Below are 26505 nucleotides of genomic sequence, written 5' to 3' on the forward strand. Positions count from 1 at the left end.
ATCTGACCGATATTCGAAGATTTGCCACGCCGGGAGAGGGACCGTGAGCGCCGAACAGCCGACCGTCATCTACACACTGACCGACGAGGCGCCGTTGCTGGCGACCTACGCGTTCCTCCCGATCGTGCGCGCCTTCGCCGAGCCGGCGGGCATCCAGATCAAGACCAGCGACATCTCCGTCGCCGCCCGGATCCTTGCCGAGTTCGGAGAAGACCTGACCGAAGAGCAGCGGGTTCCGGACAACCTGGGCGAGCTGGGCAAGCTGACCAAGCTCGCCGACACCAACATCATCAAGCTGCCGAACATCAGCGCCTCGGTGCCCCAGCTGATCGCCGCCGTCAAGGAGCTGCAGGGCAAAGGCTTCAAGATTCCGGACTTCCCGCAGAGTCCGAAGACCGACGAGGAGAGGGAAATCCGCGCCCGCTACGGCAAATGCCTGGGCAGCGCGGTCAACCCGGTTCTGCGAGAAGGCAACTCGGACCGGCGCGCGCCAAAGGCTGTCAAGGAGTACGCGCGCAAGCACCCGCACAGCATGGGGGAGTGGTCGCCTGCCTCGCGCACCCACGTCGCGACCATGCGCAAGGGCGACTTCTACCACGGCGAGAAGTCGATGACGCTGGACCGCGCGCGCAACGTGAAGATGGTGCTTCAGACCAAGGGCGGCAAGACCCTCGAGCTCAAGCCGAAGGTCGAGCTGCGCGAGGGCGACGTCATCGACAGCATGTTCATGAGCAAGAAGGCCCTGGTCGAGTTCTACGAAGAGCAGATGGAGGACGCCTACGAGACCGGCGTGATGTTCTCGCTGCACGTCAAGGCGACCATGATGAAGGTGTCGCATCCCATCGTCTTCGGCCACGCCGTCAAGGTCTTCTATAAGGACGCCTTCGCCAAGCACCAGGAGCTGTTCGACGAGCTCGGCGTCGACGTCAACAACGGACTGGTCGACCTCTACAACAAGATCGAGTCGCTGCCCGCCTCGCTGCACGAGGAGATCATCCGCGACCTGCACGCCTGCCACGAACACCGCCCCGAGCTGGCCATGGTCGATTCGGCCAAGGGCATCACCAACTTTCATTCGCCCAGCGACGTGATCGTGGACGCGTCGATGCCGGCGATGATCCGCGCGGGCGGCAAGATGTGGGGCGCCGACGGTCGGCAGAAGGACACCAAGGCCGTCAACCCCGAGTCGACCTTTTCGCGGATCTACCAGGAGATCATCAACTTCTGCAAAACCCACGGGCAGTTCGACCCGACGACGATGGGCACCGTGCCCAACGTCGGCCTGATGGCGCAGCAGGCCGAGGAGTATGGCTCGCACGACAAGACGTTCGAAATCCCCGAGGACGGTGTCGCCGACATCGTCGACCTCGACACCGGGGAAGTCCTGCTCACCCAGAACGTGGAAGAGGGCGACATCTGGCGGATGCCCATCGTCACCGACGAGGCGATCCGCGACTGGGTCAAGCTGGCCGTCACCCGGGCGCGGAACTCGGGCATGACGGTGGTGTTCTGGCTGGACACCGAACGGCCGCACGAGGTCGAGCTGCGCAAGAAGGTCAAGGCCTACCTGAAGGAACACGACACCGAGGGCCTGGACATCAACATCATGCCGCAGGTGTGGGCCATGCGGTACACGCTGGAGCGCGCGATGCGCGGCCAGGACACCATCGCCGCGACCGGAAACATCCTGCGCGACTACCTCACCGACCTGTTCCCGATCCTCGAGCTGGGCACCAGCGCCAAGATGCTGTCTATCGTGCCACTGATGTCCGGCGGCGGGATGTACGAAACCGGGGCGGGCGGTTCGGCGCCCAAGCACGTGCACCAGCTCCTCGAGGAGAACCATCTGCGCTGGGATTCCCTCGGTGAATTCCTCGCGCTCGGAGCGTGTTTCGAAGACATCGGGATCAAGACCGACAACGAGCGCGCCAAGATACTGGGCAAGACGCTGGACGCGGCGATCGGCAAGCTGCTGGAGAACAACAAGAGTCCGTCGCGCAAGGCCGGCGAACTCGACAACCGTGGCAGCCAGTTCTATTTGGCGCTGTACTGGGCAGCCGAACTCGCGCAATCCGACGACGAAGAGCTGCGCGAGCATTTCGCCGCGCTGGCCAAGTCGTTGGGCGACAACGAGGACACCATCGTGGCCGAGCTCGCCGAGGCGCAGGGCGAGTCGGTCGACATCGGTGGCTATTACTACCCGGACAGCGAGAAGACGACTGCGGTGATGCGGCCGAGCAAGACGTTCAATGAGGCGCTAGCCGCTTCGCAAGGCTCGTAAGGTCAAGGGGCCGCCAAGAGAAAGTCGGGCTCGATATGTCAGGCGAACACAAGATCAAAGTCAAGGGGCCCATAGTCGAGCTCGACGGTGACGAGATGACCCGCGTCATCTGGAAGTTCATCAAGGACATGCTGATCCTGCCGCATCTCGACATCCACCTGGACTACTACGACCTCGGCATCGAAAACCGCGACCGCACCAACGACCAGGTGACGATCGACGCCGCGTACGCCATCAAGAAGCACGGGGTGGGCGTCAAGTGCGCCACCATCACACCCGACGAGGCCCGCGTCTCCGAATTCAACCTGAAGAAGATGTGGCTGTCGCCTAACGGCACGATCCGGAACATCCTGGGCGGCACCATCTTCCGCGAGCCGATCGTGATCTCCAACGTGCCGCGCCTGGTGCCGGGCTGGACCAAGCCGATCGTCATCGGCCGGCACGCCTTCGGTGACCAGTACCGGGCGACGAACTTCAAGGTCGACAAGCCGGGCACCGTCTCGATCACGTTCACACCGTCGGACGGCAGCAAGCCGATGGTGCACGAAGTGGTCTCCATCCCCGACGACGGCGGTGTCGTGATGGGGATGTACAACTTCAAGGAATCCGTCCGGGATTTCGCGCGCGCCTCGCTGGCCTACGGCCTGAACGCCAAGTGGCCGGTGTACCTGTCCACCAAGAACACCATCCTCAAGGCCTACGACGGCATGTTCAAGGACGAGTTCCAGCGCATCTACGACGAGGAGTTCAAGGACAAGTTCGAGGCCGAGGGGCTGACCTACGAGCACCGGCTGATCGACGACATGGTGGCCGCCTGCCTCAAGTGGGAGGGCGGCTACGTGTGGGCCTGCAAGAACTACGACGGCGACGTCCAGTCCGACCTGGTCGCGCAGGGCTACGGATCGTTGGGTCTGATGACGTCGGTGCTGATGACCGCCGACGGCAAGACGGTCGAGGCCGAGGCCGCGCACGGCACCGTCACCCGGCACTTCCGGCAGTATCAGGCCGGCAAGCCGACGTCGACGAACCCGATCGCCTCGATCTTCGCCTGGACGCGTGGGCTGCAGCACCGCGGCAAGCTCGACGACACCCCGGAGGTGATCGAGTTCGCCCAGACGCTGGAAAACGTGGTGGTCGAGACGGTGGAGAGCGGCAAGATGACCAAGGACCTGGCCATCCTCATCGGCCCCGACCAGGAATGGCAGCAGAGCGAGGAGTTCCTCAACTCGATCGCCGAGAACCTGGAAAAAACGCTGGCTAACTAGCCGACGGGTTGGCGCCCCGGCTGGCGGTGGTGCACTCGTCGAGGAACTCGGTGATCAGTTCGGCCACGCGCTCGGGCGCCTCGAACATCGGGATGTGCCCCACGCCGTCGAGCTCGGTGACCTGGTGGTCGTCGGGCAAATGGGTGGTGAAATGCCGGCTGAACCTGGGTGCGGGCACAATCCGGTCCTTCTCGCAGATCACCAGGTGCGCCGGGACGGCGTTTTCCGCCAGCTCCTGCAGCCCGTGCAGCAGCAGCGACTTGACCAGCAGCTGGAAGTAGGCCGGGCAGTGGGCGACGTCGTCGATGCAGCCGAGCAGTTGAGAGTCGCTGACCCCCTCCGGCGTTGCGCTGATCGCGTACGTGGCCAGCCGGTGGCTGAACGGCAGTCGCATTACTTTCGGGCCGAACAGCCAGGCCAGCACCAGCAGCGGAATGCCCAGGATGAACTTGGCGATCACCTCGAACTTAGCCGGGCTCCAGCGCGTCCACCCGCCGGCCGGGGCGATGCCCATCACGCTGCGCGCCCGCCCGCGCCGCTCGAGTTCGAACGCGACCCAGCCGCCCAGCGAGTTGCCGACGATGTGGGCGGTATCCCAGCCCAGCTCGTCCATCTGGTGCTCCACGTGGTCGGCCAGCACCGCCGAGGACAGGAACCAGGTCCCCGCGGGCGGCCCGCCGTTGTGGCCGGCCATCGTGGGGGCGAAGACCTCATACCGCCCGGTGTCGGCCAACCGCCGGGCGACGTCCTCCCAGACCGCCTGGGACAGCAGGAACGGGTGCAGCAACAGAACCGGCTCTCCCGAACCGAGGTGGATCGGTGGCCGCGTCCCCGTGTTGCTGTTCGTCCTCTTGCTCCCCATACCGCCGACATTAAAGGCGGTACCGCCGGTACCGCAAGCGAGCGGAGCTCCGCGAGGTCGGGGCACCGCCCGGCTCGCGAGCGTGAAGCTGTCCGCACACTCGGCGGCGAGTGTGAAGCTAGCCGCACACTCGGCGGTGGCGGGTCCCCGGAAAGGCCCGCGTGAAAAGATCGGTGCATCATGAGCACCGCTACCGGATCCCGCCGGATTTTCTCCGGCGTGCAGCCCACCTCCGATTCGCTTCACCTGGGGAACGCCTTGGGTGCCATCACCCAGTGGGTCACGCTGCAGGACGATCACGAGCCGTTCTTTTGCGTGGTCGACCTGCACGCCATCACCATCCCCCAGGATCCCGACGCGCTGCGCCGCCGGACCTTGGCCACGGCCGCCCAATACCTGGCGCTCGGCATCGACCCCGCCCGCAGCACGATCTTCGTGCAGAGCCACGTGCCCGCGCACTCCCAGCTGGCTTGGGTGCTGGGCTGCTTCACCGGCTTCGGGCAGGCCTCGCGGATGACGCAGTTCAAAGACAAGTCGGCCCGCCAGGGCGGCGACTCCACCACCGTGGGCCTGTTCACCTATCCGGTGTTGCAGGCCGCCGACGTCCTGGCCTACGACGCCGAGCTGGTGCCCGTGGGCGAGGACCAGCGCCAGCACCTCGAGCTGGCGCGCGACGTGGCGCAGCGGTTCAACAGCCGGTTCCCCGACACGTTCGTGGTTCCCGACCTGCTGATCCCCAAGGCCACCGCCAAGATCTATGACCTGCAGGACCCGACATCGAAGATGAGCAAGTCGGCGGCCACCGATGCCGGCTTGATCAACCTGCTCGACGATCCCGCCGCGTCCGCGAAGAAGATTCGCTCGGCGGTCACCGACAGCGAGCGCGAGATCCGCTTCGACACCGACGCCAAGCCGGGCGTGTCCAACCTGCTGACCATCCAGTCCGCGGTCACCGGCGTCGGCATCGACAAGCTCGTGGAAGGTTACGCCGGACGGGGTTACGGCGACCTGAAGAAGGAGACCGCCGAAGCGGTCGTCGAGTTCGTCAGCCCGATCAAGGCCCGCGTCGACGAATTGCTGGCTGACCCAGCCGAATTGGAGGGGATCCTGGCGGCCGGGGCCCAGCGGGCCGAGGATGTGGCCGGCCAAACCGTTCGGCGGGTCTACGATCGGTTAGGTTTCCTTCCGCAGCGAGGATGAGTTCACCATGAGCGAGCCGGCCAAGGCGGGTGCCCTCGACCGGCTGCGGGCCCGGTACGGCTGGCTCGACCACGTCCTGCGTGCCTACCAGCGCTTCGACGACCGCAACGGCGGGTTCTTCGCGGCCGGCCTCACCTATTACACGATCTTCGCGCTATTCCCTTTGTTGATGGTCGGTTTCGCGGCCTTCGGGTTCATCCTGGCCAGGCGGCCCGAACTGCTGAAAACGATCGACGACCACATCCGGTCCCAGGTGACCGGCGCCCTGGGCGATCAGCTGCTCGACTTGATGAACTCGGCGATCAATGCGCGGGCGTCGGTGGGTGTCATCGGCCTGGCCACCGCGGTGTGGGCGGGTCTGGGCTGGATATCGCATCTGCGCCAGGCGTTGACGGAGATGTGGTGGGACGAGCGCATCGAGTCGCCGGGCTTCGTGCGCAACAAGCTTTCCGATCTGTTGGCCATGCTGGGAACATTCGCGGTGATCGTGGCCACCGTCGGGCTGACCACCGTGGGCCATGACGCGCCCCTTGCTGCACTGTTGAAATGGCTTGGGGTGCCGCAGCTTTCGGTGTTGGATTGGCTGTTTTGGCTGTTGTCGATCGTGATCTCCACGGCCATCTCGTGGATGCTGTTCACCTGGATGATCGCCCGGCTGCCGCGCGAGAAGGTCAGCCTGGCCGACTCGGCGCGCGGCGCGCTGATGGCGGCCGTCGGGTTCGAAGCGTTCAAGCAGGTGGGTTCCATCTATCTGCGGGTGGTATTGCGCAGCCCCGCGGGCGCCACGTTCGGCCCGGTGCTGGGTCTGATGGTGTTCGCATATATCACCTCGTATCTCGTGCTCTTCTGCACGGCGTGGGCGGCGACGGCATCCGATCACCCGCGCACCCGCCACGTCGCACCGCCCGCCCCGGCGATCATCGCCCCGCGCGTGCAACCCGATGAGGGGATCAGCACGCGGCAGACGCTGACCGCGATGGCGATGGGAGCCGTTGGGGCGCTGGCCCTCTCCCGCGTCACCCGGCGGCTGCGCTAGCCGCCCAGGGCCGTGCGCATCCGTTCGGCGAACACCGTCGCCGCCCTCAGCGGGCGGACCATCACGGTGATCTCGTCGATGAGGCCGTCCGCGCGCGTGTGCACGAAGTCGCAGCCCTGGATTCCAGGTCCGCAACGGCGGCCCTGAACATGAGCGCGTGATCGCCGGTGCCCACACCGGAGAGCTCCTTTTCGAAGCGAAAGCCCGTCAGCACGTGGGCGACAGCGGAGACGATGGTTGCGATCACGTCCGGCCCCCGATAGGGCCGGTGCGCGATGGGGCTGTGCAGCACCGCGTCGGGCGCGAATAGGCTTCCGATGCGGTTGAATTCGCCGGCTTCCACGGCGCGACGGAACGGGTGGCCGCTCACAGGCCGAGCGCCCTGCCGACGGCCACCGTGACGGCGGCGGCGAAGATCGTGACGGTCGCGGCGACGTTGCGTGGTTCGCGAAGGTATGCGTGCGAGCCGATGGCGCCCACCATGACGATCGCGAACCCGAAAGCCGCCAGCGGGGTGAGGAACGCCGCGATACCGACCAGCCGGGGCAACACAATGCCGATGGCGCCCAGCAGTTCACAGAACGCGGTGACACGGATCACCGGTAAGGGGAACGGCGTGACGCCCGTTTGTCCGCTGGCGATCAGCCGATCTTTCGGTTGACTGATCTTGGCCAGGCCCGACGCGGCAAAGAGCGCGGCGAGCGCCACCTGCAACGTCCATAGCAACAAATTCATCATGACCTCCCACGTCGATGGCTGTTCACCTCTATGACGCGGCAGGGCCGCATGACGTGACACCGATTAGGCAGTCACCCGCCAGTCGCCCCGAATCATGACCGCGCTGACCCGCAGATCGCGGTCCAGCACAACGAGATCGGCGTCGTAGCCGGCGCGCAGGCTGCCCACCCGCTCGAGGCCGAGCGCCCCCGCCGGCGTCGCCGAAGTCGTCTGCGCCGCGACGGCCAGTCCCGCATCGGCATGCACGGCGCGGAACAGCCGGTCCATGGTGGCGGTGCTGCCCGCGATCGTCGACGTCCCGCGCACCCGCGCCACACCGGACACCACGTCGACGGCCACCGCGCCGAGGCGGAACGCCCCGTCGTCGCGGCCGGCCGCGGCGATGGCGTCGGTGACGACAGCGACCCGTTCGGGCCCCGCCGCCCCGATCACCGCGCGCACGACGGCCGGATGCACGTGCACGCCGTCGGCGATCAGTTCGACCGTGACTCCCGGGTTGCGCAGCAGGGCGAGTACCGGCCCCGGCTCGCGATGGTGCAGCGGCGGCATCGCGTTGCACAGGTGGGTGCCCACCGTGGCACCCAGCGCGATGGCGTGTTCGGTCTGCTCGTAGGTGGCGTCCGTATGCCCAACCGCCACAATCACTCCGGCGCCGAGAAAGCGCCGGATCGCCTCGTCGGCCCCCGGCAACTCGGGCGCCAGGGTGACCATCCGGATCGCGCCGCCGCCCGCGTCGAGCACGGCGTCGATCTCGGCCGGGTCCGGGTCGCGCAGCTGGGCCGGGTCGTGCGCCCCACAGCGGGCCCGGGAGAGCCACGGCCCCTCGAGGTGGATGCCCGCGACCGTGCCGTGCCGGGCGGCTTCGGCCAGCGCACGCACGCCGGCGAGCAACTCCGCGGGCGAGGCGGTCACCAGGCTGGCGAGCGTCGTCGTGGTGCCGTGCCGCAGATGGAATTCCGCCGCCCCGGTGATACCGTCGCGCTCGGTGTAGGAGGCGCCGCCGCCGCCGTGCACGTGCATGTCGATGAACCCGGGCACCACGGTGGCGTCGGGGAAGTGCGCGTCGGCCGGGCTGGGCGGGACGCCCGCGCCGCAGGCCACGATTCGCCCGCCGTCCGTCTGCAGCCAGCCCGGCCGGCGGACCTGCCCGTCGAGCACCATGGTGCCCGCGGCGATCACTACCATCGGCCGCCGTTCTCCCAGAAGTGCCGGACTTCCTCCAGCTGGCGGCCCTTGGTCTCGGGCGCAAACCGGTAGACGACGACGAACGCGACCACCGCCAGGCCGGCGAACACCGCGAAAGTGCCTGCGCCACCGAGGGAATGCAGCATGGTGAGGAAGACGGCGGCGATGATCGCGTTGGCCACCAGGTTGGAGGTGAGCATCGTGCTCGACCCGATGGACCGCAACCGGGACGGGAAGCTCTCGCTGGCGTACACCCAGCCCAGGGAGCCGAACCCCATGGTGTAGCCGATGATGAACAGCAGTATGCCGGCGAACCCGAGTGCCGCGCCGCCGATGCCCCGCCCGAACACGCCCATCAGCACGACGTCGGCGGCGATCATCATGGCGATGCCGGACAACAGGATTGGGCGCCGGCCCACCCTGTCGACGAGCAGCAGCGACGCCCCCACCGCGGCCAACCCGGCGACCTGGACCACGGCCGGCAGCGCCAGCAGCGCGAAGTTGCCGGTGAAGCCCATCGCCTGGAATATCCGTGGGCTGTAATAGATGATCGCGTTGATACCGGTGATCTGGATCAGGAAACCGAGCGTGACCACGAAGGCGGTGGCCCGCGAATACGGCGGGCGCAGCATCTCGGACCAGCCGCCGCTCCCTTCGCTCAGCGCGCGGCCGATCTCGGCGAGCTCCTCGTCGACCCGGGCGTCGGGTTCCACGCGCAGCAACGCCGCGCGGGCCTCGTCGGGCCGGCCCTTCAGCACGTACCACCGGGCCGTGTCGGGCGCGCGAATGAGCAACGGCAGCAACAACATTGCCGGCACCGTGGCCAGCCCCAGCATCCAGCGCCAGCTGTGGGTCCCGGCCAGCAGATATCCGGTCAGGTAGCCGATGATGAGCCCGCTGACGATGGCCAGCTGATAGGCGGTCAGCAGCGACCCGCGCACCGCCGTCGGGGCCGATTCCGCGACGTAGACCGGCACGACCACCACCGCCACGCCGAGGGTCAGGCCCAGCAGGACCCGCGCCGCCAACAGCATCGGCAGCGAGACCGAGAGCGCACCGAGCAGCGCGAACGCCGCGTAGGCGACCAGCAGCAGCACCACCGATTTCTTGCGCCCGATCGCGTTGGCCAGCACACCCGCCCCGAGCGCCCCGGCGATCTGGCCGATCACCACCATGGTCGTCAGCAGCTCCTGTTGCCGGGTGGACAGGCCGAAGTCCTCGGTGACGTACAGCTGCGCGCCGGCGATGATGGACAGGTCGTAGCCGTAGATGATGCCGATGCTGGCGGCGGTCAGCCCGACCAGCAATCCCCGCGGCGATCGGGTGGGCCGCGATCTCACCGGTGTTGCGGTCGGCGGTTCATCGAGCGTGCGACCATGATCAAACTAAACACGATGATGGTTCCGATGACGGCGACGCCCACCCGGATCGGCAGCGCGTCCGCCGACGGGATGAGCCCCGCGGCCTGCGCGCCGTTGCCTTGCCGGTCGGCCGCGCTGTCGCGTTTGGCGGGTGCCAGCGAGGGGTCGGGTTCGATCAGGTTGCCGACCTGGGTGCCCTGCGGCGTGCTGAATCCGTAGTCCAGCAGGTGCGCCGCCTGCTCCCACGGGGCGATCGGCTGCCGCGTCCCGTGCAGCAGGACGGCCATCAGGCGGCGCCCGTTGTGGTTCGCCGCGCCAACGAAGGTCTGGCCGGCGTCGTCGGTGTAGCCGGTCTTGCCGCCCAGCGCGCCCGGGTACTTGTAGAGCAGCTGGTTGTCGTTTTCCAGCTCGTAGCCGGGGTGGTCGCCGTGACCGGGGAAGTCGAACGTCCGCGTCGCGACGATGTCGGCGAACGTCGGGTTCTGCCAGGCGTAGCGGTAGAACAGGCCGATGTCGTAGGCCGACGTGCTCATGCCGGGGCCGTCCAGCCCGGACGGTGTCGCCACCCGGGTGTCCTTGCCGCCGAGCTTGGCGGCCAGCACGTTGATCTTCTCCACGGCCTGCTGCATGCCGCCGAGCTGCATGGCCAGCGCGTGCGCGGCGTCGTTGCCGGAGTGCATCAGCAGGCCGTGCAGCAGCTGGTTGACGGTGAACACCCCGCCCTCTTCGACGCCGACCTTGGTGCCCTCGGCGGCCGCGTCGTCGGCGGTGCCGGGCACCGACTTGTTCAGGTTGAGCGCATTGATGGATGCCATCGCGACCAGCACCTTGATGATGCTGGCGGGGCGGTGCCGCCCGTGCGGGTCCCTGGCCGCGATCACCGCGCCGCTGTCCAGGTCCGCCACCAGCCAGGCGTCGGCGGAGACGTCGGTGGGCAGCGCCGGTGTATCGGGGGCGGCGACGATGCCGCAGCCGGCCAGCGCCTCGCCGCCGACCGGCTTGGGGGGCACCGCCAGCGGGATCGGCGCGTCACCGGCCTGCGGAACCTCCGACGAATCCACTGCGGGTGGGGTGTTCACCTTGAAGGGGCAGTTCGCGGGTGCGGCGTTGGGTCCGGCGCCGGGCTCGGCATGGGCGGCGGGGGCGGCCAGCGTCACCGGGGCAGCGATCAGGAAAACGGCCGCTGCCAGGCACGATGCGGGGCGTAGGAAGTTCATTGCTTGTGCAGACTAGGCGATCACAGGCTCGATTCGAGGGAGCCGCGCTGTGACTGGTGGTACGGAAGTTGCGAAGCCGCCGGATCGCGCGGGAACGCCGCCGAGCCATTACGCTGGGCATGCCGTCAGCGTGACAGCAACGAATCTTCCCGCCGAGACCGAGGGCCCGCCATTCACACCGATCGTCTCTGGTCCCGGTTGCGGCGGAACCGCGATGCTCCGCGGTCGCTGCAACAGCTGGTCAAGGAAGTCGAGAAGGCGACGCAGGTACGGCGCTCCGGCCTGGAAGGCGTGCTGACCGAACTGCAGCAACATCGTGACGCCACGTCCGACGCCGGCCTGCGGGAAGCGCTCACCTGGCTGTGCAACGCGGTGACCCGGATGGTGAGCAACCCGACGGCGGCGCATTCCCGGGAGGTTCTGGTTGCGGCCGACGCGGTGAAGCGCCGCTAAATCTTGTTGGACGCCTCCGCGAGCACGCCGCGCAATACCGATTCGATGGTGTCGAACTCGGCCTGGCCGCTGATGAGCGGCGGCGCCACCTGGACGACGGGATCGCCGCGGTCGTCGGCGCGGCAATACAGGCCCGCTTCGAAGAGTGCTGGCGACACATACCCGTGCAGCACGCGCTCGCATTCTTCCGCGCTGAACGTTTCCTTGGTCGCCTTGTCCTTGACCAGCTCGATGCCGTAGAAGTAGCCCTCGCCGCGCACGTCGCCGACGATGGGCAGGTCGTACAGCTTCTCCAGGATGGCGCGGAAACCGGACGCGTGTTGCTTGACGCGGTCGTTGAGGCCCTCGCGCTCGAAGATGTCGAGGTTGGCCAGCCCCACGGCCGTCGAAACCGGGTGTCCGCCAAAGGTATAGCCGTGCGGGAACGTGGTCTTGCCGTCGTTGAACGGCTCGAACAGTCGCTCGCTGGCGATCATCGCGCCCAGGGGAGAGTAGCCGGACGTCAGCCCCTTGGCACAGGTGATCATGTCGGGCACGTAGCCGAAGTCGTCACAGGCGAACATCGACCCGATGCGGCCGAACGCGCAGATCACCTCGTCGGAGACCATCAGCACGTCGTACTCGTCGCAGATCCGCCGCACCCTTTCGAAATAGCCCGGCGGAGGGGGAATGGCGCCGCCCGCGTTCTGCACCGGTTCCAGGAACACCGCGGCGACGGTCGCCGGGCCCTCGAACTCGATCGCCTCGGCGATCCGGTCGGCGGCCCATTGCCCAAACGCCTTGGGGTCGTTGGCAAACGGGTCGGGCGCGCGGTAGAAGTTCGTGTTGGGCACCCGGAATCCGCCGGGCGTCACCGGTTCGAACGGCGCCTTGTAGGAAGGCAGGCCGGTGATCGCGAGGGCGCCCTGGGTGGTGCCGTGGTAGGCGATCGACCGCGAAATCACCTTGTGCTTACCGGGTTTTCCGGTCAGCTTGAAGTACTGCTTGGCCAGCTTCCACGCGGTCTCGACGGCCTCGGTGCCGCCGGTGGTGAAGAACACCCGGTTCAAATCACCCGGGGCGTAGTGGGCAAGGCGCTCGGCGAGCTCGATAGCGGTCGGGTGGGCGTAACCCCACAGCGGGAAGTACGCCAGCGTGCTCGCCTGTCGCGCGGCGACCTCGGCGAGTTCGGTGCGCCCGTGGCCGACCTGCACGGTGAACAGCCCGGACAGCGCGTCGAGGTAGCTCTTGCCGCGGTCGTCGAAGATGGTCACGCCGTCGCCGCGGACGATGACCGGCGGCGCGATGCCGGCGCCGTGCCGGGCGAAGTGCAGCCACAAGTGTTCTGTCATGGTGACCGTGAGCGTAGCGCTCGGCTTTATGGCGCGGTTCGTTACTCGCGCCGTTCCGGCGCTCGCCGTCTTCACGCTAGGCTCGGGATATGACCGGGACCGAACAGGTCTCACTCTTCGAAGCGCTGCGGCCGCACCTCATGGCAGTCGCCTACCGGCTCACCGGCACGGTGGCCGACGCCGAGGACATCGTTCAGGAAGCCTGGCTGCGCTTCGACGGGCGGGAAGCCACCATTACCGATCCGCGGGCGTGGCTGACCACGGTGGTGAGCCGGCTGGGCCTGGACAAGCTGCGCTCGGCCGCACACCGGCGCGAGACCTATACCGGCAACTGGCTGCCGGAGCCGGTGGTGACCGGGCTCGACCCCGCTGATCCGCTGGCCGCCGTGGTGGCCCGCGAGGACGCCCGGTTCGCGGCGATGGTGGTGCTCGAACGCCTGTCGCCCGACCAGCGGGTCGCCTTCGTGCTGCACGACGGGTTCGCGGTGCCCTTCGCTGAAGTGGCCGACGTGCTGGGCACCAGCGAGGCCGGCGCCCGGCAGCTGGCGTCGCGGGCCCGCAAGGCCGTCACGGCGGAACCGCCGCCAAAGCCCGACCCGTCGCACGACGAGGTCGTCGGCCGGTTGCTGGCCGCCATGGCCGCCGGCGACCTGCACACTGTGGTCTCGTTGCTGCATCCCGACGTCACCTTTACCGGCGATTCGAATGGCAAGGCCCCCACGGCCGTTCAGACCATCCGCGGCCCGGACAAGGTGGTCCGGTTCATGCTGGGCCTCGCGCAGCGCTACGGATCGGCGATGTTCAGCTCGTATGAGCTGGGGCTGGTCAACGGCGAACTGGGCGTCTACACGGCCGGCTGCCCCGCGTCGGACGGCTACCGGGAGATGCTGCCGCGGATCATGGTGTTCACGGTGCGTGACGGAAAGGTCTGCGCGCTTTGGGATATCGCCAACCCGGACAAGTTCACCGGCTCTCCGCTGCGGTCTCGCTAGCCCAGGGCACGCGGCAGGCATCCCCGGAGTTGAAGCCCTGCTCGGTGATGCCCAGCGCGGTGTTCATCCGGGCCCGCATGTTCTCCACGCCGATCTGATAGGTCAATTCGATGACGCCGGCATCGCCGAACCGGGCCCTCAGGTCGGCGACCTGCTCGTCGGTGACGGTGTGCGGATCGGTCGTCATCGCGTCGGCGTAGCGAATCGCGGCGCGCTCGTCGTCGGTGAACGCCGTTGAGGTGACGTAATTGTCGATCTCTTTGAGCCGCTCGATGTCGAGGCCGTCCAGGCGCTGCAGCATCGACCCGAAGTCGACGCACCAGGAACAACCGACGCTGCGCGCGGTCCACAGGACGGCGAGCTCGCGCACGCTGACCGGCAGCACCTTGGACGCCCGGTCGATCATCGTCTCGTGCACGGCGCCGGCGATCATCAGCTTGCGATGGTGGGCGGTCACGGTGAAGGGCTCGGGTACCTGGCCGTAGCGCCGTTTGGCGATCCGGTACATGGCGCGGGTCAGCAGCCCGGCGCGCTTGGGGGACAGGGGCTCGATGCGGGTTTTCTGTGTCATACCCCTGAAGACGAGACGGGTCGGACAAGTGTGACGGGCGCGCCCGCGAGCGTTTCCCCATGGTCGCCTCGGGTAACCCGTCTCCCATCGGCGCCGCGATCTGGTGCGGCGCGATGAGAGGGTGAGGAGACTGGAATGACCTCTCAAAACGATCAGCAGTCCGAGAATCCGCGGCTGGAACACTTCGATGATCCCGAGGTTGGCGGCGGCGCGCGCGACACCGGTTCGGACACGCCCGAGCCGGGCCGCGCGGACCGTCCCGTCGGAACGGTCGACGAAGACGCCAATCCGCCCATGAGCGATTCGACGGCGTCGGACACCTACGGCGGAACGGGCGAGTTGCCTCCGCAGGACACGGGAAGCGCGGTGCCGCCATACGAGGGACGCCAACAGGGTGCGGCCGGCGGCGCGTAAGGCACGGGCGGCGCGACCGGCCCCCAGACGGACACCGGCTTCAGGTCGCCCAGCCCGTCGAGCACGCCCGGCGGTGCCAGCCAGTCCCCGGCCGACGAGCAACCCGCGACCGAGATGCCCGAAACCGACCGCGATGACGAAGGCCACCGCGCGGTAGGCGTCCCCGCTAAGAGGCGGCAATCCGCCTCGTCGACCGCGCGAGCGTCGTAGCATGCCGCTAGCCACTCGACATCGAGGATCAGTGGTAGCGATGGGGAGCCGACGATGACCGCGCTGTTCACCCCATGGTGGCGGGCCGACCAGTATGACTGGCTCTCGGGTTACCTCGCTTCGCGGCGCCTCAGCGGAGCAACCCGGGCCGTGATGGCGTCCATCGCCGCGTCGATGGTGCTGTGCCTGCTCGCGCTGCTGGCCGGCTCGGATGGCCCGCGCGGGCAGGTCCCGGTGGCGATGATGTGGGTTGCCGTCGCCGGCGGGGTCGCGGGAGTGCTGTTGTGGGTGTGGCGCTGGCCCACCCGCCGGCAGTCGGTCGCCTTCGCCGTCACGTGCAACATCGCGGTCGCCCTGGCGTGTCTGGCGCACCCGAACCCGCTGGCCGCCCTGATTGGGTGCATCGCTTTCGCGACCTTCGGCGCCTACATGGCCTTCTTCCACACGACGGGATTCGTGCTGTACAACTTCGCGGTCGCCGCCGCCGTCGGATCCTGGGAGGCGTTGTCGCTGGCGCGATCCGGGCACCCAAGCCTGGCCGGGGTGGATTTGTGGCTGGTGATCGAGGTCAACATCGCGCTGCCGTTGGCGATCCGAGTCCTGGTGCGCGCCCTGTCGGGAGACCTGCTGACCGCGGACCGCGATCCGTTGACGGGCCTGCTCAACAGGCGTGCATTCCAGCACGAGGCGCTCGGGATGATCCTGGCGCGCCGGGGCATCGACTCGCACCTCGTGGTCATGCTGATCGATCTCGACAGTTTCAAGGCCCTCAACGACAGGTGCGGCCACGCCGCCGGCGACCACGCTCTGGTCCAAGTCGCCCAGGCGCTGTTGGCCGCCGCCGACGATCAGGCGGTGGCGGCGCGCAGCGGCGGTGAGGAATTCCTGTTGGCCGGCACTTCGGCCGGCTGCAACGCCGAGTCGTTGTCCGCGCGGATGTGCCGGGCGATCGCGGCCTCGACCGCGGGAGTCACCGCCAGCATCGGCACCGCGTGCGCCCGCCTCGACGACACCGCGGTCGAACCGCAAGCTCTTCTACGCGAGCTGATCACCGCCGCCGATGCGGCGATGTATCAGGCAAAACGGTTGGGGGGCAACCGAACTAGTCATCACGAACTTTGTTGACGCGCCGGGCTGGTCAGCGGGTGAACATCAGCGCGCGCTTGACCTCCTGGATCGCCTTGGTGATCTGGATCCCGCGCGGGCAGGCCTCGGTGCAGTTGAAGGTGGTGCGGCACCGCCATACCCCGTCCACCTCGTTGAGGATGTCGAGGCGTTCGGCCGCCGCCTCGTCGCGGCTGTCGAAGATGAAGCGGTGCGCGTTGACGATCGCGGCGGGGCCGTAGTAGCTGCCCTCGTGCCAGAAGATCGGGCAGCTGGTGGTGCAGGCCGCGCACAGGATGCACTTGGTGGTGTCGTCGTAGCGGGCGCGGTCGGTGGGGCTTTGAATGCGTTCCCGCGTCGGCGGATTCCCGCTGGTGACCAGGTACGGCTTGACCGCGCGGTAGGCGTCGAAGAACGGCTCCATGTCGACGATCAGGTCCTTCTCCACCGGCAGGCCGCGGATCGGTTCGACCGTGATGGTCAGCCCACCTTTCTTGGCCTTGCGCCGCTCTCCTGGCAGCAGGTCGCGCATCAGCACCTTGCAGGCCAGCCGATTCACGCCGTTGATGCGCATGGCGTCCGAGCCGCACACCCCATGGGCGCAGGAGCGCCGGAAGGTCAGCGTGCCGTCCAGGTAGCTCTTGATGTAGATCAGCAGGTTGAGCAGCCGGTCGCTCGGCAGGCACGGCACCCGAAAGCTTTGCCAGCCACCGGTTTCCGCGAAGGCGTCGGGATTGTCGGGGTTGAATCGCGCGATCTTCAACGTCACCATCACCGCCCCCTCGGGGATGGGCGGAAGTGGCGGCTCCACGCGGGGTTCGGCGGACTCGCCTGCAGTCATCAGTACTTCCGTTCCTTCGGTTCGTAGCGGGTCTGCACGACGGGTTTGAAGTCCAGCGCGATGTCGCTCAGCAGATCGGTGCCCTGCTTGTAGGCCATGGTGTGGCGCATGTAGTTGACGTCGTCGCGGTTCGGGTAGTCCTCCCGGGCATGCCCGCCCCGGGATTCCTTGCGGTTCAGCGCGCCCACCACGGTGACCTCGGCGAGCTCCAGCAGGAAGCCCAGTTCGATGGCCTCCAGCAGGTCGCTGTTGAAGCGCTTTCCCTTGTCGTGCACGGTGATTCGGGAGTAGCGCTCCTTGAGTGCGTGGATGTCGGTCAGCGCCTGCTTCAGCGTCTCCTCGGTGCGGAACACGGCGGCGTTGTTGTCCATCGACTGCTGCAGCGCGCCGCGGATGTCGGCCACCCGTTCGTTGCCGTGCTCGTTCAGGATGTCGCCGACCCAGCCGACCACCATCGCCTCCGGATTGGGCGGCATGTCGACGAAGTCGTGCCCATCGGCGTAGTCAGCGGCGGCGATGCCGGCGCGGCGGCCAAAGACGTTGATGTCCAGCAGCGAGTTGGTGCCCAGCCGGTTGGCCCCGTGCACCGACACGCACGCGCATTCGCCGGCCGCATACAGGCCCGGCACCGTAGAAGTGTTGTCCCGCAACACCTGTCCGGTGACAGTGGTGGGGATGCCGCCCATCACGTAGTGACAGGTTGGGTAGACCGGGACCAGCTCGTGCACGGGGTCTACGCCCAGATAGGTGCGGGCGAACTCGGTGATGTCGGGCAGCTTGGCCTCGAGCACGTCCTCGCCGAGGTGGCGGACGTCGATGTAGACGTAGTCCTTGTGCGGGCCGGCGCCGCGGCCCTCCAGTACCTCCAACACCATCGAGCGGGCGACGATGTCGCGCGGCGCCAGGTCGACGATCGTCGGCGCGTAGCGTTCCATGAACCGCTCGCCCTCGCCGTTGAGTAGCCGGCCGCCCTCGCCGCGCACCGCTTCGGAGATCAGGATGCCCAGCCCCGCTAGACCGGTCGGGTGGAACTGGTGAAACTCCATGTCCTCCAACGGGAGTCCCTTGCGGAACACGATCCCGATGCCGTCACCGGTGAGCGTGTGTGCGTTGGAGGTGGTCTTGTACATCCGGCCCGACCCGCCGGTCGCGAGGACCACGGCCTTGGCGTGAAAGACGTGGATCTCGCCGGTGGCCAACTCGTAGGCCACCACGCCGGTGGCCACAGGGCCCCTCGGCGTCTCCGTCAAAACCAGGTCCAGCGCATAGAACTCGTTGAAGAACTGCACGTCGTGCTTGACGCAGTTCTGGTAGAGGGTCTGCAGGATCATGTGTCCGGTGCGGTCGGCTGCGTAACACGCCCGGCGCACCGGGGCCTTACCGTGTTCGCGGGTGTGCCCGCCGAACCGGCGCTGGTCGATGCGGCCCTCGGGGGTGCGGTTGAACGGCATCCCCATCTTCTCGAGGTCGAGCACCGCGTCGATGGCTTCCTTGCACATGATCTCCACCGCGTCCTGGTCGGCGAGGTAGTCGCCGCCCTTGACGGTGTCGAAGGTGTGCCATTCCCAGTTGTCGTCCTCGACGTTGGCCAGCGCCGCGCACATCCCGCCCTGGGCGGCGCCGGTGTGGCTGCGGGTGGGGTAGAGCTTGGTCAGCACCGCGGTCCGCACGCGTGGGCCGGCTTCCACCGCCGCGCGCATGCCCGCGCCGCCGGCGCCGACGATCACCACGTCGTAGCGGTGTTGCTGGATCACCGGTCAGCCTCCGATATTCGGGTCGAATGTCACCAGCACATAGGTGCCGAGCACCAACGTGAATCCCATCGACAGCAGCAGCAGGCTGTTGAGCCAGAACCGGGTGCTGTCCTTGCGGCTGTAGTCGTCGATGATGGTGCGCAGGCCGTTGCCGCCGTGCAGTTGCGCCAGCCACAACAGCGCCAGATCCCAGAATTGCCAGAACGGCGAGGCCCAGCGCTGCGCCACGTAGTTGAAGTCGATGCGGTAAACGCCGTTGTCCCACATCAGCATGATGAACAGGTGGCCGACGGCCAGGATGATCAGCGCGACGCCGGAGAACCGCATGAACAGCCACGCGAACTTCTCGAAGTTCGGGATGCCCGCCCGGCGGCGCGGCGAACGCGGGTTGTCGAGGCTGGCCGGCCGGTCGTGGCTGCGCTGGTGCACCGGGGCCACCTGGCCCCGGCCCAGCTGCAGGTCGGGGGCGCTCATCGGAGGTGCTCCCAGATATGGATGCCGGTGACGACCCCGGCCGGAACCATGAGCAGCAGGAACACGACGCCGACGATCCAGAACATCAGCTTCTGGTAGCGGGTGCCCTCGGACCAGAAGTCGATGAGGATGACGCGGATGCCGTTCAGCCCGTGGAAGAGCACCGCGGCCACCAGCCCGTACTCCATCAGGCCGACCACCGGGGTCTGATAGTCGTGGATCACCGCGTTGTAGGTCTGCGGGCTGACCCGCAGCATCGCGGCGTCCAGCACGTGGACGAACAGGAAGAAGAAGATGGTCGCGCCGCTGATGCGATGCAACACCCACGACCACATGCCCGGGTCGCCCCGATACAGGGTCCGGGGTGGACGCCGCCTGCGCGAGGGTGCAGATTCTTTTGCCGGATCCGCGGTTGTCGCCTGTGTGGTCACCCAGTCCTCACCACCTTCTGACATCGACGCAGTTCAGCCTAACCCGGCGCGGCGACGCCCCGTGCCGAGCAGTCCGCCAAGCGAAGTCGCGTGTCAGGGTTAGGGTGGCAGTCTCACGTGGCATGAGCGAAGCGGGGTCAGGTATGCCGGATGTCGATTGGAACACGCTGCGCCACAAGGCAATCGGCGCCGCGGCGGCGGCATACGCGCCCTACTCGCGGTTCCCGGTGGGGGCGGCCGCCCTGGTCGACGACGGTCGCGTGGTCACCGGCTGCAATGTGGAGAACGTCTCATATGGCCTTGGTCTCTGTGCCGAATGCGGCGTGGTGTGCGCCCTGCACACGACCGGCGGCGGCCGGCTGATCGCACTGGCCTGCGTCGACGGGCGGGGGTTCCCGCTGACGCCGTGCGGGCGGTGCCGCCAGGTACTTCTCGAGCACGGCGGCCCCGAGTTGCTGATCGATGATCCGGCCGGGCCCCGCCGCCTTGGCGAGCTGCTGCCCGACGCCTTCGGCGCCGCCGACGTGGAGCGGGGGCGCCGATGATCGGCCTCAGCACGGGGCGCCGCATCGCGCCCGTGGTGCTGGGCGCCGCGCTTATCGCGGCCGGCCCGTGTTTGGCGGGCTGCGCGTCGGAACCGCCCGCCGCGAGGCCGCCGTCGCCGACTGCTTCGGCGGGGCAGGCGGGGTGGGTGGACGACGCGGTCTCGTTCTCGGTGGCGGACATGACGGTGTACGGCACGTTCCGTCACCCGGCGGGGCGGGCCACGGTGCCGGCGGCGCTGTTGATCGCCGGCAGCGGGCCGACGGACCGCAACGGCGACTCGGCTTTGATGCCGGGTCAGGTCGACACGCTGCGCAACCTGGCGCAGGCGCTCTCGGACGACGGCGTCGCCACGTTGCGCTACGACAAGCTCGGCACCGGTCAGACCGGCCTGGGCCCCTACGCGGCGGACCCGGGGAAGGTCAACATCGGCGCGTTCCAGGGCGAGGCGACCGCGGCGCTGCAGTTTCTCGCCGGGCAACCCGGCATCGACCGGTCGCGCCTGATGGTGGTGGGGCACAGCGAGGGCGCCCTGTACGCGTTGACGTTGGCCACCGCCGCGCCCGGGATCGTCCCCCCGGTGCGCGCCCTCGGTTTGGTGGAACCGGCGAGCCGGCGCCTGCTTGACCTCGTATCCGAGCAGGCCCACGCCCAGGCCGACGCGGCGGTGCAGGCCGGGCGCCTCACCGCCGCGCAGGCCGCCGAAAGCACCGCGGCGGTCGATGGCGCCATCCAAGAATTTCGCGACACCGGGCAGGTCCCGCCGAACGAGCCCCCGGGGCTGCGGCCGATCATCAACGCCGCCAACGCGCGGGCCCTGTTGGAGGAGGACGCGCTCGACCCGGTGGCCCTGGCGGCCAAGCTGCCCCGGGGCATGCCGGTCTTGCTCACCTGCAGCGACGCTGACCGCCAGATCACCTGCCAGGACGTCGACCACCTGGCCTCCGGGCTGGCCGGGGCGGCCACCAAGACCGACTACGTCCACCTGACCGGCGTCAATCATGTCCTCAAGGAGGACCCGAGCGGAGCCGCGACCGGCTATACGAAGCCGCTGCCGTTCTCCGGCCAGCTGGTCGGCGCGCTGGCGTCGTTCGTCAAAGAGAACGTGACCGCGCCCTGAGACCGCAGGCGACCCCGTGACTCGGCCGGCATACGACGCGCCGACGGTGATCCGAACCAAGCGCGACGGCGGCCGGTTGTCCGACGCCGCCATCGAATGGGTCGTCGACGCCTACACCCGCGGCCGGGTGGCCGAGGAACAGATGTCGGCGCTGCTGATGGCGATCTTCCTGCGCGGCATGGACCGCGGCGAGACCGCCAGCTGGACCGCGGCGATGCTGGCGTCCGGCGAACGGCTTGACTTCCACGACCTGGGTAAGCCCACCGTGGACAAGCACTCCACGGGTGGCGTGGGGGACAAGATCACCCTGCCCCTGGTGGCCGTCGTGGCCGCCTGTGGCGCCGCGGTGCCGCAGGCGTCGGGGCGGGGCCTGGGGCACACCGGCGGCACCCTGGACAAGCTCGAGTCCATCGCCGGGTTCACCGCCGCCCTGTCCAACCGGCGGGTGCGCGACCAACTCCGCGATGTGGGCGCCGCCATCTTCGCGGCCGGAGAGCTGGCGCCGGCCGACGCCAAGCTGTACGCCCTGCGCGACGTCACCGCCACCGTCGAGTCGCTGCCGCTGATCGCCAGCTCGGTGATGAGCAAGAAGCTGGCCGAGGGGACCGGCGCGCTGGTGCTCGACGTGAAGGTCGGTGCGGGGGCGCTGCTGCGCTCCGCGGACCGGTGCCGCGAGCTGGCCCACACCATGGTCGAGCTGGGTGCGGCGCACGGGGTGCCCACCCGCGCGCTGTTGACCGACATGAACGGCCCGCTGGGCGCGACCGTGGGCAACGCCGTCGAGGTCGCCGAGTCGCTGGATGTGCTGGCCGGCGGCGGCCCGCCCGACGTGGTCGAGCTGACGTTGCGGCTGGCCGCCGAGATGCTCGAGCTGGCCGGAGTCGACGGTCGCGACCCCGCCGAGACGCTGCGCGACGGCACCGCGATGGACCGGTTCCGCCGGCTCATCGCCGCGCAGGGCGGCGATTTGTCGGTTCCGTTGCCGATCGGTGCGCATTCCGACACCGTGACCGCCGCCCGGGGCGGCACAATGGGCGATATCGACGCGATGGCAGTGGGGCTGGCGGCTTGGCGGCTCGGCGCGGGCAGGTCCCGTCCGGGCGAACGGGTGCAGGCCGGCGCCGGCATCCGGATCCACCGCCGCCCCGGCGAACCGGTCGCGGCGGGCGCGCCGCTGTTCACCCTCTACACCGACACCCCGGAGCGCTTCGCCGCGGCGCTGGCCGAACTGGACGGCGGCTACAGCATCGGCGACACGCCACCGGTCTCGCGGCCGCTGATCATCGATCGGATCGTCAAGTGACCACACCCCTGGGACTCGAGCAGATCAAGAAGGCGCCCAAGGCGCTGCTGCACGATCACCTCGACGGGGGGCTTCGCCCGTCGACCGTGGTCGAGATCGCCGGCCAGACCGGCTACGACGGGCTGCCCACCACCGACGTCGACGAGCTGGCCACCTGGTTTCGCACCCAGTCGCACAGCGGCTCGCTGGAGCGCTACCTGGAGCCGTTCTCGCACACCGTTGCGGTGATGCAGACGTCCGACGCTCTGCATCGCGTCGCCTACGAATGCGTGGAGGACCTGGCCGCCGACTCGGTCGTCTACGCCGAGATCCGATTCGCGCCCGAGCTGCACATCGACCGTGGGCTGTCCTTCGACGCGATCGTCGACGCCGTGCTGGCCGGCTTCGCCGACGGCGAGAAGGCCTGCGCCGCCGCGGGCCGGCCGATCGTGGTGCGGCTGCTGGTCACGGCCATGCGGCACGCAGCAGTGTCCCGGGAGATCGCCGCGCTGGCAATCCGGTTCCGGGACAAGGGGGTTGTCGGATTCGACATCGCCGGCGCCGAGGCGGGGAACCCGCCGACGCGGCACTTGGACGCCTTCGAGTACATGCGAGACCACAACGCGCGCTTCACCATTCACGCGGGGGAGGCGTTCGGTCTGCCGTCCATCCACGAGGCGATCGCGTTCTGCGGCGCCGACCGCTTGGGCCACGGCGTGCGCATCGTCGACGATATCGAAGTCCTCGGCGACGGCCGGGTTCGGCTCGGCCGGCTGGCATCGATTTTGCGGGACAAGCGAATTCCGTTGGAGCTGTGCCCGAGCTCCAACGTGCAGACCGGCGCGGTGAAGAGCATTGCGGACCACCCATTCGACCTGTTGGCCCGCACCCGGTTCCGGGTCACCGTGAACACCGACAACCGGCTGATGAGCGATACCACGATGAGCCTTGAAATGTGCCGACTGGTCGAGGCTTTCGGTTACGGCTGGAGCGACCTCGAGCGGTTCACCATCAATGCGATGAAGTCGGCGTTCCTCCCGTTCGACGAGCGGCTGGCGATCATCGACGATGTGATCAAACCGCGTTACGCCGTGCTCATCGCAGGCTGACACCGCTCGCCCGAAAAGCGGGCGAGCGGCGCAGCTTTCGGCTCAGCGGGTGAGGCGCGTGCCGGTGCGACGTCCCGTCAGCGCTTCGTAGAGCGCGATCAGGACGATCGCGGCGCCGACTCCGATGAAGAACGGAACCCACGCGATGCCACCGTTGGCGTTGTGGTATCCGAACTGGCTGGCGACCGCCGAGCCGATCAAACCGCCTACGGCGCCGATCACGACGGTCATGATCATGCCGACGTTCTGCTTCCCCGGCATCACCAGGCGAGCGACCACACCGACGATCGCGCCCACGATGATGGCGAGGATGATGGATCCGACCATTTCAGCTCCTGTCGTAACGGCACCCGGGGTGGGCGCCATCTGCGAGAAGGATTTCCCCGAAAATACGGACTTCTAACACAATTCGTGTGGAAGTCAGTTCAGGTCGGCCGCGAGCCCGATCGCGCGCACCGTGCCGGCCAGGTGCGTCTGCACCGCGCGCAGCGCGCGCTGGGCGTCGCCGTCGCGCAGCGCCTCGGCGATTTCGCGGTGCTCGTCGAGGATCGTCGTCACCCGGTCGGGCTCGCGCAGCGCCGATTCGCCGATCATCCTCATCTGCCGATCCCGCAGGGACCCATAGAAACCCGACAAGATGGCGTTCCCCGACTCGGCCAGCGTGACGGCGTGGAAGGCACGGTCGGCGTCGAGAAACTCGGCCCAGTCGGACCGGTCGACGGCGGCACCCTGCCGTAGCAGCTCGCCCGACAGTCGCTCGAAAACCGCGGCGCACGCCGCGGGCCCGCGGCCCACCACCTTGGTGGCGGCGAACTGCTCCAGCAGCAGCCGCGCCTCCATCACCGAGCGAACCTCGTCGGGCGAAACGGGGACCACCAGGGCGCCGCGCTGCGGGTACAGACGCAGCAACCCCTCGGCCTCCAGCCGCAGGAACGCCTCGCGCACGGGGGTGCGCGACATCCCAAGGGCGGTGGCCACGTCACCCTCGCTGATCAGCTCCCCGCCCGGGAACGCGCCGGTGAGGACCTGCGTCTTGACGTAATCCAGCGCGCGGTCCTTGGCCGTGCCCGGCCGCGGGTCACTCGTTGCCATCCAGCCTTCCGGTAGCTAAGTCGTATCCCAGCAGTGTCGTGACCGTACACCACCGCCACCCTTGACAGGGCGACAACTGAGATACAAGATAGATACGAAAGAAACATGAGATGCAGCGACGAAGCCCGCGAGCAGTCCGAAGGAGACGCGAAATGTCCGTCACCGAAACCGCCCTGACCCCGAACCTGGATCCGACAATTCCCGCGCCGATGATCAACGTGGCCGAGTACGGCTTCGAAGGTCGCTTCCAGGACTGGGCCTCCGACGCCGAGTATTTCGAATACTCCAAGGCCGCCAACCCCATCGGCTCGGGACACGTCCCGCAGGTTCCGGTTACCCGGTTCGATGCGGATGTCTACACCGACCAGCCCACCGGGGTGATTCCGCTGGATCTGTCCAAGGAACTGCAGATCGAGACCGGCGCGGCGACCAGCCCCGCGCTGCTGGCCAACTTCGTGCGCATCCGGCCGGGCGAGCAGGTCGACACCAGCCCCAACGCCACCTCGCAGCTGTACTACGTGCTCTACGGGCGCGGCTTCGCCGCGGTCGACGGCCACCTGGTGCAGTGGGAGAAGGGCGACTTCCTCACCCTTCCCGCGGGCACCCGCTCGGTCTTCTACGCCGCTGCCGACACCGCCATGTACTGGGTGCACGACGAGCCGCTGATGCGATACCTCGGCGCCGAAGCGACGCAGCCGCGGTTCCGGGCGACCAAGTTCCGCCGCTCGGATGCGGTGGCCAAGCTGGAGGAGATCGCGTCGCGCCCTGGCGCCAACGAGAAGAGCCGGGTCAGCGTGCTGCTGGCCAACGCCAACCAGGAACAGACGCTGACCATCACCCACGTCCTGTGGGCCATGTTCGGCGTGCTGCCCCCGAACCAGGTGCAGCGCCCGCACCGGCACCAGTCGGTGGCCCTCGACCTCATCCTCGACGCGCCGGCCAGCGGCTGCTACACGTTGCTGGGCACCCGCCTCGACGAGCACGGCGACATCGTCGACCCGACCCGGGTGGACTGGCGGGCCGGCTGCGCGTTCACCACCCCGCCGGGCATGTGGCACGCCCACTACAACGAGACCGACCAGCCCGCACACCTGATCCCGATCCAGGACGCCGGGCTGCAGACCCACCTGCGCAGCCTCGACATCAAGTTCACGCAGCGCCGCGACCTCGTCGCCGGCTGACCCGGCGGGCCGTGCGCGGTCCACAGTTCGCGCATAGTGTGGCTGCACATGAAGCTGCCCCTGCTGGGCCCCGTCTCGGTCACCGGCTTCCAGAACGCGTGGTTCTTCCTGTTCCTGCTGCTCGTTCTGTTGGTCCTCGGCCTCTACGTCGTGCTGCAGTTCGCCCGCCGCCGGAGGGTGCTGCGGTTCGCGAACATGGAGGTGCTCGAGCGGGTCGCACCGGCGCACCCCAGCCGGTGGCGGCACGTGCCGACCATCCTGCTGGCCGTGTCGCTGGTGCTGCTGACCACCGCGATGGCCGGGCCGACCTCCGACGTCCGGATCCCGCTCAACCGCGCGGTCGTCATGCTGGTCATCGACGTGTCGGAGTCCATGGCCTCCACCGACGTCCCGCCCGACCGGCTGACCGCCGCCAAGGAGGCCGGCAAGCAATTCGCCGACGAGCTGACGCCGGCCAT

General features: G+C 68.2%; 27 protein-coding genes and 1 pseudogene. 14 read left to right on the forward strand and 14 right to left on the reverse strand.

Annotation, left to right across the window (positions count from 1 at the left end; translation table 11 throughout):
- Window positions 1–43 precede the first annotated feature (43 nt).
- Both A5773_RS02020 and A5773_RS02025 read left to right on the forward strand, forming a co-directional pair.
- A complete protein-coding gene (locus tag A5773_RS02020; RefSeq protein WP_067789167.1) occupies window positions 44–2281 on the forward strand; it encodes an NADP-dependent isocitrate dehydrogenase in 2238 nt (745 codons plus the stop codon).
- Between the two features lie 35 nt (window positions 2282–2316).
- The gene (locus tag A5773_RS02025; protein WP_067789170.1) at window positions 2317–3546 is read left to right on the forward strand and encodes an NADP-dependent isocitrate dehydrogenase; all 1230 of its coding nucleotides are present in this window, start codon (window positions 2317–2319) and stop codon (window positions 3544–3546) included.
- On the opposite strand, the gene A5773_RS02030 is transcribed toward A5773_RS02025, so the two are convergent.
- A complete protein-coding gene (locus A5773_RS02030; protein ID WP_066945912.1) occupies window positions 3539–4336 on the reverse strand; it encodes an alpha/beta fold hydrolase in 798 nt (265 codons plus the stop codon). The genes A5773_RS02025 and A5773_RS02030 overlap by 8 nt on opposite strands.
- A gap of 252 nt (window positions 4337–4588) precedes the next feature.
- On the opposite strand from A5773_RS02030, the gene trpS reads away from it, so the two are divergent.
- Complete coding sequence (gene trpS, locus A5773_RS02035; RefSeq protein ID WP_067789173.1) at window positions 4589–5608, forward strand: tryptophan--tRNA ligase; 1020 nt, start codon at window positions 4589–4591, stop codon at window positions 5606–5608.
- 7 nt (window positions 5609–5615) lie between these two features.
- Window positions 5616–6644 (forward strand): inner membrane protein YhjD, encoded by a 1029-nt coding sequence (gene yhjD, locus A5773_RS02040; RefSeq protein WP_066945424.1) that lies wholly within the window; start codon window positions 5616–5618, stop codon window positions 6642–6644.
- Between the two features lie 61 nt (window positions 6645–6705).
- Here the strand turns inward: yhjD and A5773_RS02045 are convergent, their stop codons facing one another.
- The 5 genes from A5773_RS02045 to A5773_RS02065 all read right to left on the reverse strand — a co-directional run bounded on the left by A5773_RS02045 (window position 6706) and on the right by A5773_RS02065 (window position 11145).
- A complete protein-coding gene (locus A5773_RS02045) occupies window positions 6706–7014 on the reverse strand; it encodes a nuclear transport factor 2 family protein (RefSeq protein WP_369817299.1) in 309 nt (102 codons plus the stop codon).
- Window positions 7011–7379 carry a DoxX family protein gene (locus A5773_RS02050; RefSeq protein ID WP_066945909.1) on the reverse strand — a complete coding sequence of 123 codons (369 nt, stop codon included), beginning with the start codon at window positions 7377–7379 and terminating at the stop codon, window positions 7011–7013. The genes A5773_RS02045 and A5773_RS02050 overlap by 4 nt, the downstream gene beginning before the upstream one ends.
- Before the next feature lie 66 nt (window positions 7380–7445).
- Window positions 7446–8567: an N-acetylglucosamine-6-phosphate deacetylase gene (gene nagA / locus A5773_RS02055; protein WP_066945418.1), complete on the reverse strand. Its 1122-nt coding sequence runs from the start codon at window positions 8565–8567 to the stop codon at window positions 7446–7448.
- Complete coding sequence (locus A5773_RS02060; RefSeq protein ID WP_067789176.1) at window positions 8561–9907, reverse strand: sugar porter family MFS transporter; 1347 nt, start codon at window positions 9905–9907, stop codon at window positions 8561–8563. The genes nagA and A5773_RS02060 overlap by 7 nt, the downstream gene beginning before the upstream one ends.
- Window positions 9904–11145: a D-alanyl-D-alanine carboxypeptidase family protein gene (locus tag A5773_RS02065; protein ID WP_066945412.1), complete on the reverse strand. Its 1242-nt coding sequence runs from the start codon at window positions 11143–11145 to the stop codon at window positions 9904–9906. Before A5773_RS02065 ends, A5773_RS02060 begins: the two co-directional genes overlap by 4 nt.
- Window positions 11146–11373: 228 nt before the next feature.
- Here A5773_RS02065 and A5773_RS02070 point away from each other — a divergent pair, with 228 nt between their 5' ends.
- Window positions 11374–11598: a hypothetical protein gene (locus A5773_RS02070; protein WP_066945907.1), complete on the forward strand. Its 225-nt coding sequence runs from the start codon at window positions 11374–11376 to the stop codon at window positions 11596–11598.
- Here A5773_RS02070 and A5773_RS02075 read toward each other — a convergent pair.
- Window positions 11595–12959 (reverse strand): aspartate aminotransferase family protein, encoded by a 1365-nt coding sequence (locus A5773_RS02075; protein ID WP_082948049.1) that lies wholly within the window; start codon window positions 12957–12959, stop codon window positions 11595–11597. The genes A5773_RS02070 and A5773_RS02075 overlap by 4 nt on opposite strands.
- Window positions 12960–13018: 59 nt before the next feature.
- Here A5773_RS02075 and A5773_RS02080 point away from each other — a divergent pair, with 59 nt between their 5' ends.
- Entirely contained in the window at window positions 13019–13921 is a 903-nt protein-coding gene (locus tag A5773_RS02080; protein WP_067789181.1) for a sigma-70 family RNA polymerase sigma factor, read from the forward strand.
- Here A5773_RS02080 and A5773_RS02085 read toward each other — a convergent pair.
- Window positions 13893–14526: pseudogene (locus A5773_RS02085) on the reverse strand (carboxymuconolactone decarboxylase family protein); the annotation flags it as partial. The gene A5773_RS02080 and the pseudogene A5773_RS02085 overlap by 29 nt on opposite strands.
- 101 nt (window positions 14527–14627) lie before the next feature.
- On the opposite strand from A5773_RS02085, the gene A5773_RS02090 reads away from it, so the two are divergent.
- Both A5773_RS02090 and A5773_RS02095 read left to right on the forward strand, forming a co-directional pair.
- Window positions 14628–14906 carry a hypothetical protein gene (locus tag A5773_RS02090; protein ID WP_066945401.1) on the forward strand — a complete coding sequence of 93 codons (279 nt, stop codon included), beginning with the start codon at window positions 14628–14630 and terminating at the stop codon, window positions 14904–14906.
- A gap of 264 nt (window positions 14907–15170) precedes the next feature.
- Entirely contained in the window at window positions 15171–16241 is a 1071-nt protein-coding gene (locus A5773_RS02095) for a diguanylate cyclase (protein ID WP_067789187.1), read from the forward strand.
- A 13-nt stretch (window positions 16242–16254) separates the two neighbouring features.
- Here A5773_RS02095 and A5773_RS02100 read toward each other — a convergent pair whose 3' ends face one another.
- The 4 genes from A5773_RS02100 to sdhC are packed head-to-tail and all read right to left on the reverse strand — an operon-like array spanning window position 16255 to window position 19624.
- A complete protein-coding gene (locus tag A5773_RS02100; RefSeq protein WP_067263373.1) occupies window positions 16255–17061 on the reverse strand; it encodes a succinate dehydrogenase iron-sulfur subunit in 807 nt (268 codons plus the stop codon).
- Window positions 17061–18815, reverse strand: a complete 1755-nt coding sequence (gene sdhA / locus A5773_RS02105) for a succinate dehydrogenase flavoprotein subunit (RefSeq protein ID WP_066945395.1) — start codon at window positions 18813–18815, stop codon at window positions 17061–17063. The genes A5773_RS02100 and sdhA overlap by 1 nt, the downstream gene beginning before the upstream one ends.
- A 3-nt stretch (window positions 18816–18818) precedes the next feature.
- A complete protein-coding gene (locus tag A5773_RS02110) occupies window positions 18819–19289 on the reverse strand; it encodes a succinate dehydrogenase hydrophobic membrane anchor subunit (protein WP_066945393.1) in 471 nt (156 codons plus the stop codon).
- A complete protein-coding gene (gene sdhC / locus A5773_RS02115) occupies window positions 19286–19624 on the reverse strand; it encodes a succinate dehydrogenase, cytochrome b556 subunit (protein ID WP_066945389.1) in 339 nt (112 codons plus the stop codon). Before sdhC ends, A5773_RS02110 begins: the two co-directional genes overlap by 4 nt.
- Before the next feature lie 239 nt (window positions 19625–19863).
- Here sdhC and A5773_RS02120 point away from each other — a divergent pair, with 239 nt between their 5' ends.
- From A5773_RS02120 to A5773_RS02135, 4 genes are read left to right on the forward strand one after another with little or no spacing between them, the layout of a single operon-like run.
- Window positions 19864–20265, forward strand: coding sequence for a cytidine deaminase (locus A5773_RS02120; protein ID WP_066945386.1), 402 nt, complete (start codon window positions 19864–19866; stop codon window positions 20263–20265).
- Window positions 20262–21383 (forward strand): alpha/beta hydrolase, encoded by a 1122-nt coding sequence (locus A5773_RS02125; protein ID WP_067789190.1) that lies wholly within the window; start codon window positions 20262–20264, stop codon window positions 21381–21383. The genes A5773_RS02120 and A5773_RS02125 overlap by 4 nt, the downstream gene beginning before the upstream one ends.
- 16 nt (window positions 21384–21399) lie before the next feature.
- A complete protein-coding gene (locus tag A5773_RS02130) occupies window positions 21400–22686 on the forward strand; it encodes a thymidine phosphorylase (protein ID WP_067263362.1) in 1287 nt (428 codons plus the stop codon).
- Complete coding sequence (locus A5773_RS02135) at window positions 22683–23774, forward strand: adenosine deaminase (protein WP_066945376.1); 1092 nt, start codon at window positions 22683–22685, stop codon at window positions 23772–23774. The genes A5773_RS02130 and A5773_RS02135 overlap by 4 nt, the downstream gene beginning before the upstream one ends.
- Before the next feature lie 42 nt (window positions 23775–23816).
- Here A5773_RS02135 and A5773_RS02140 read toward each other — a convergent pair whose 3' ends face one another.
- Both A5773_RS02140 and A5773_RS02145 read right to left on the reverse strand, forming a co-directional pair.
- Window positions 23817–24101: a GlsB/YeaQ/YmgE family stress response membrane protein gene (locus A5773_RS02140; RefSeq protein WP_066945373.1), complete on the reverse strand. Its 285-nt coding sequence runs from the start codon at window positions 24099–24101 to the stop codon at window positions 23817–23819.
- A gap of 93 nt (window positions 24102–24194) precedes the next feature.
- Window positions 24195–24866, reverse strand: a complete 672-nt coding sequence (locus tag A5773_RS02145) for a GntR family transcriptional regulator (RefSeq protein WP_066945370.1) — start codon at window positions 24864–24866, stop codon at window positions 24195–24197.
- Window positions 24867–25018: 152 nt separating this feature from the next.
- Between A5773_RS02145 and A5773_RS02150 the strand changes: the two genes are divergently transcribed.
- Window positions 25019–26047, forward strand: a complete 1029-nt coding sequence (locus tag A5773_RS02150) for a cupin domain-containing protein (RefSeq protein ID WP_066945367.1) — start codon at window positions 25019–25021, stop codon at window positions 26045–26047.
- 48 nt (window positions 26048–26095) lie between these two features.
- On the forward strand, window positions 26096–26505 hold a 410-nt coding region (locus A5773_RS02155), incomplete at its 3' end, for a BatA domain-containing protein (RefSeq protein WP_197507839.1).

The organism is Mycobacterium sp. 852014-52450_SCH5900713, assembly GCF_001667075.1.
GTDB lineage: Bacteria > Actinomycetota > Actinomycetes > Mycobacteriales > Mycobacteriaceae > Mycobacterium.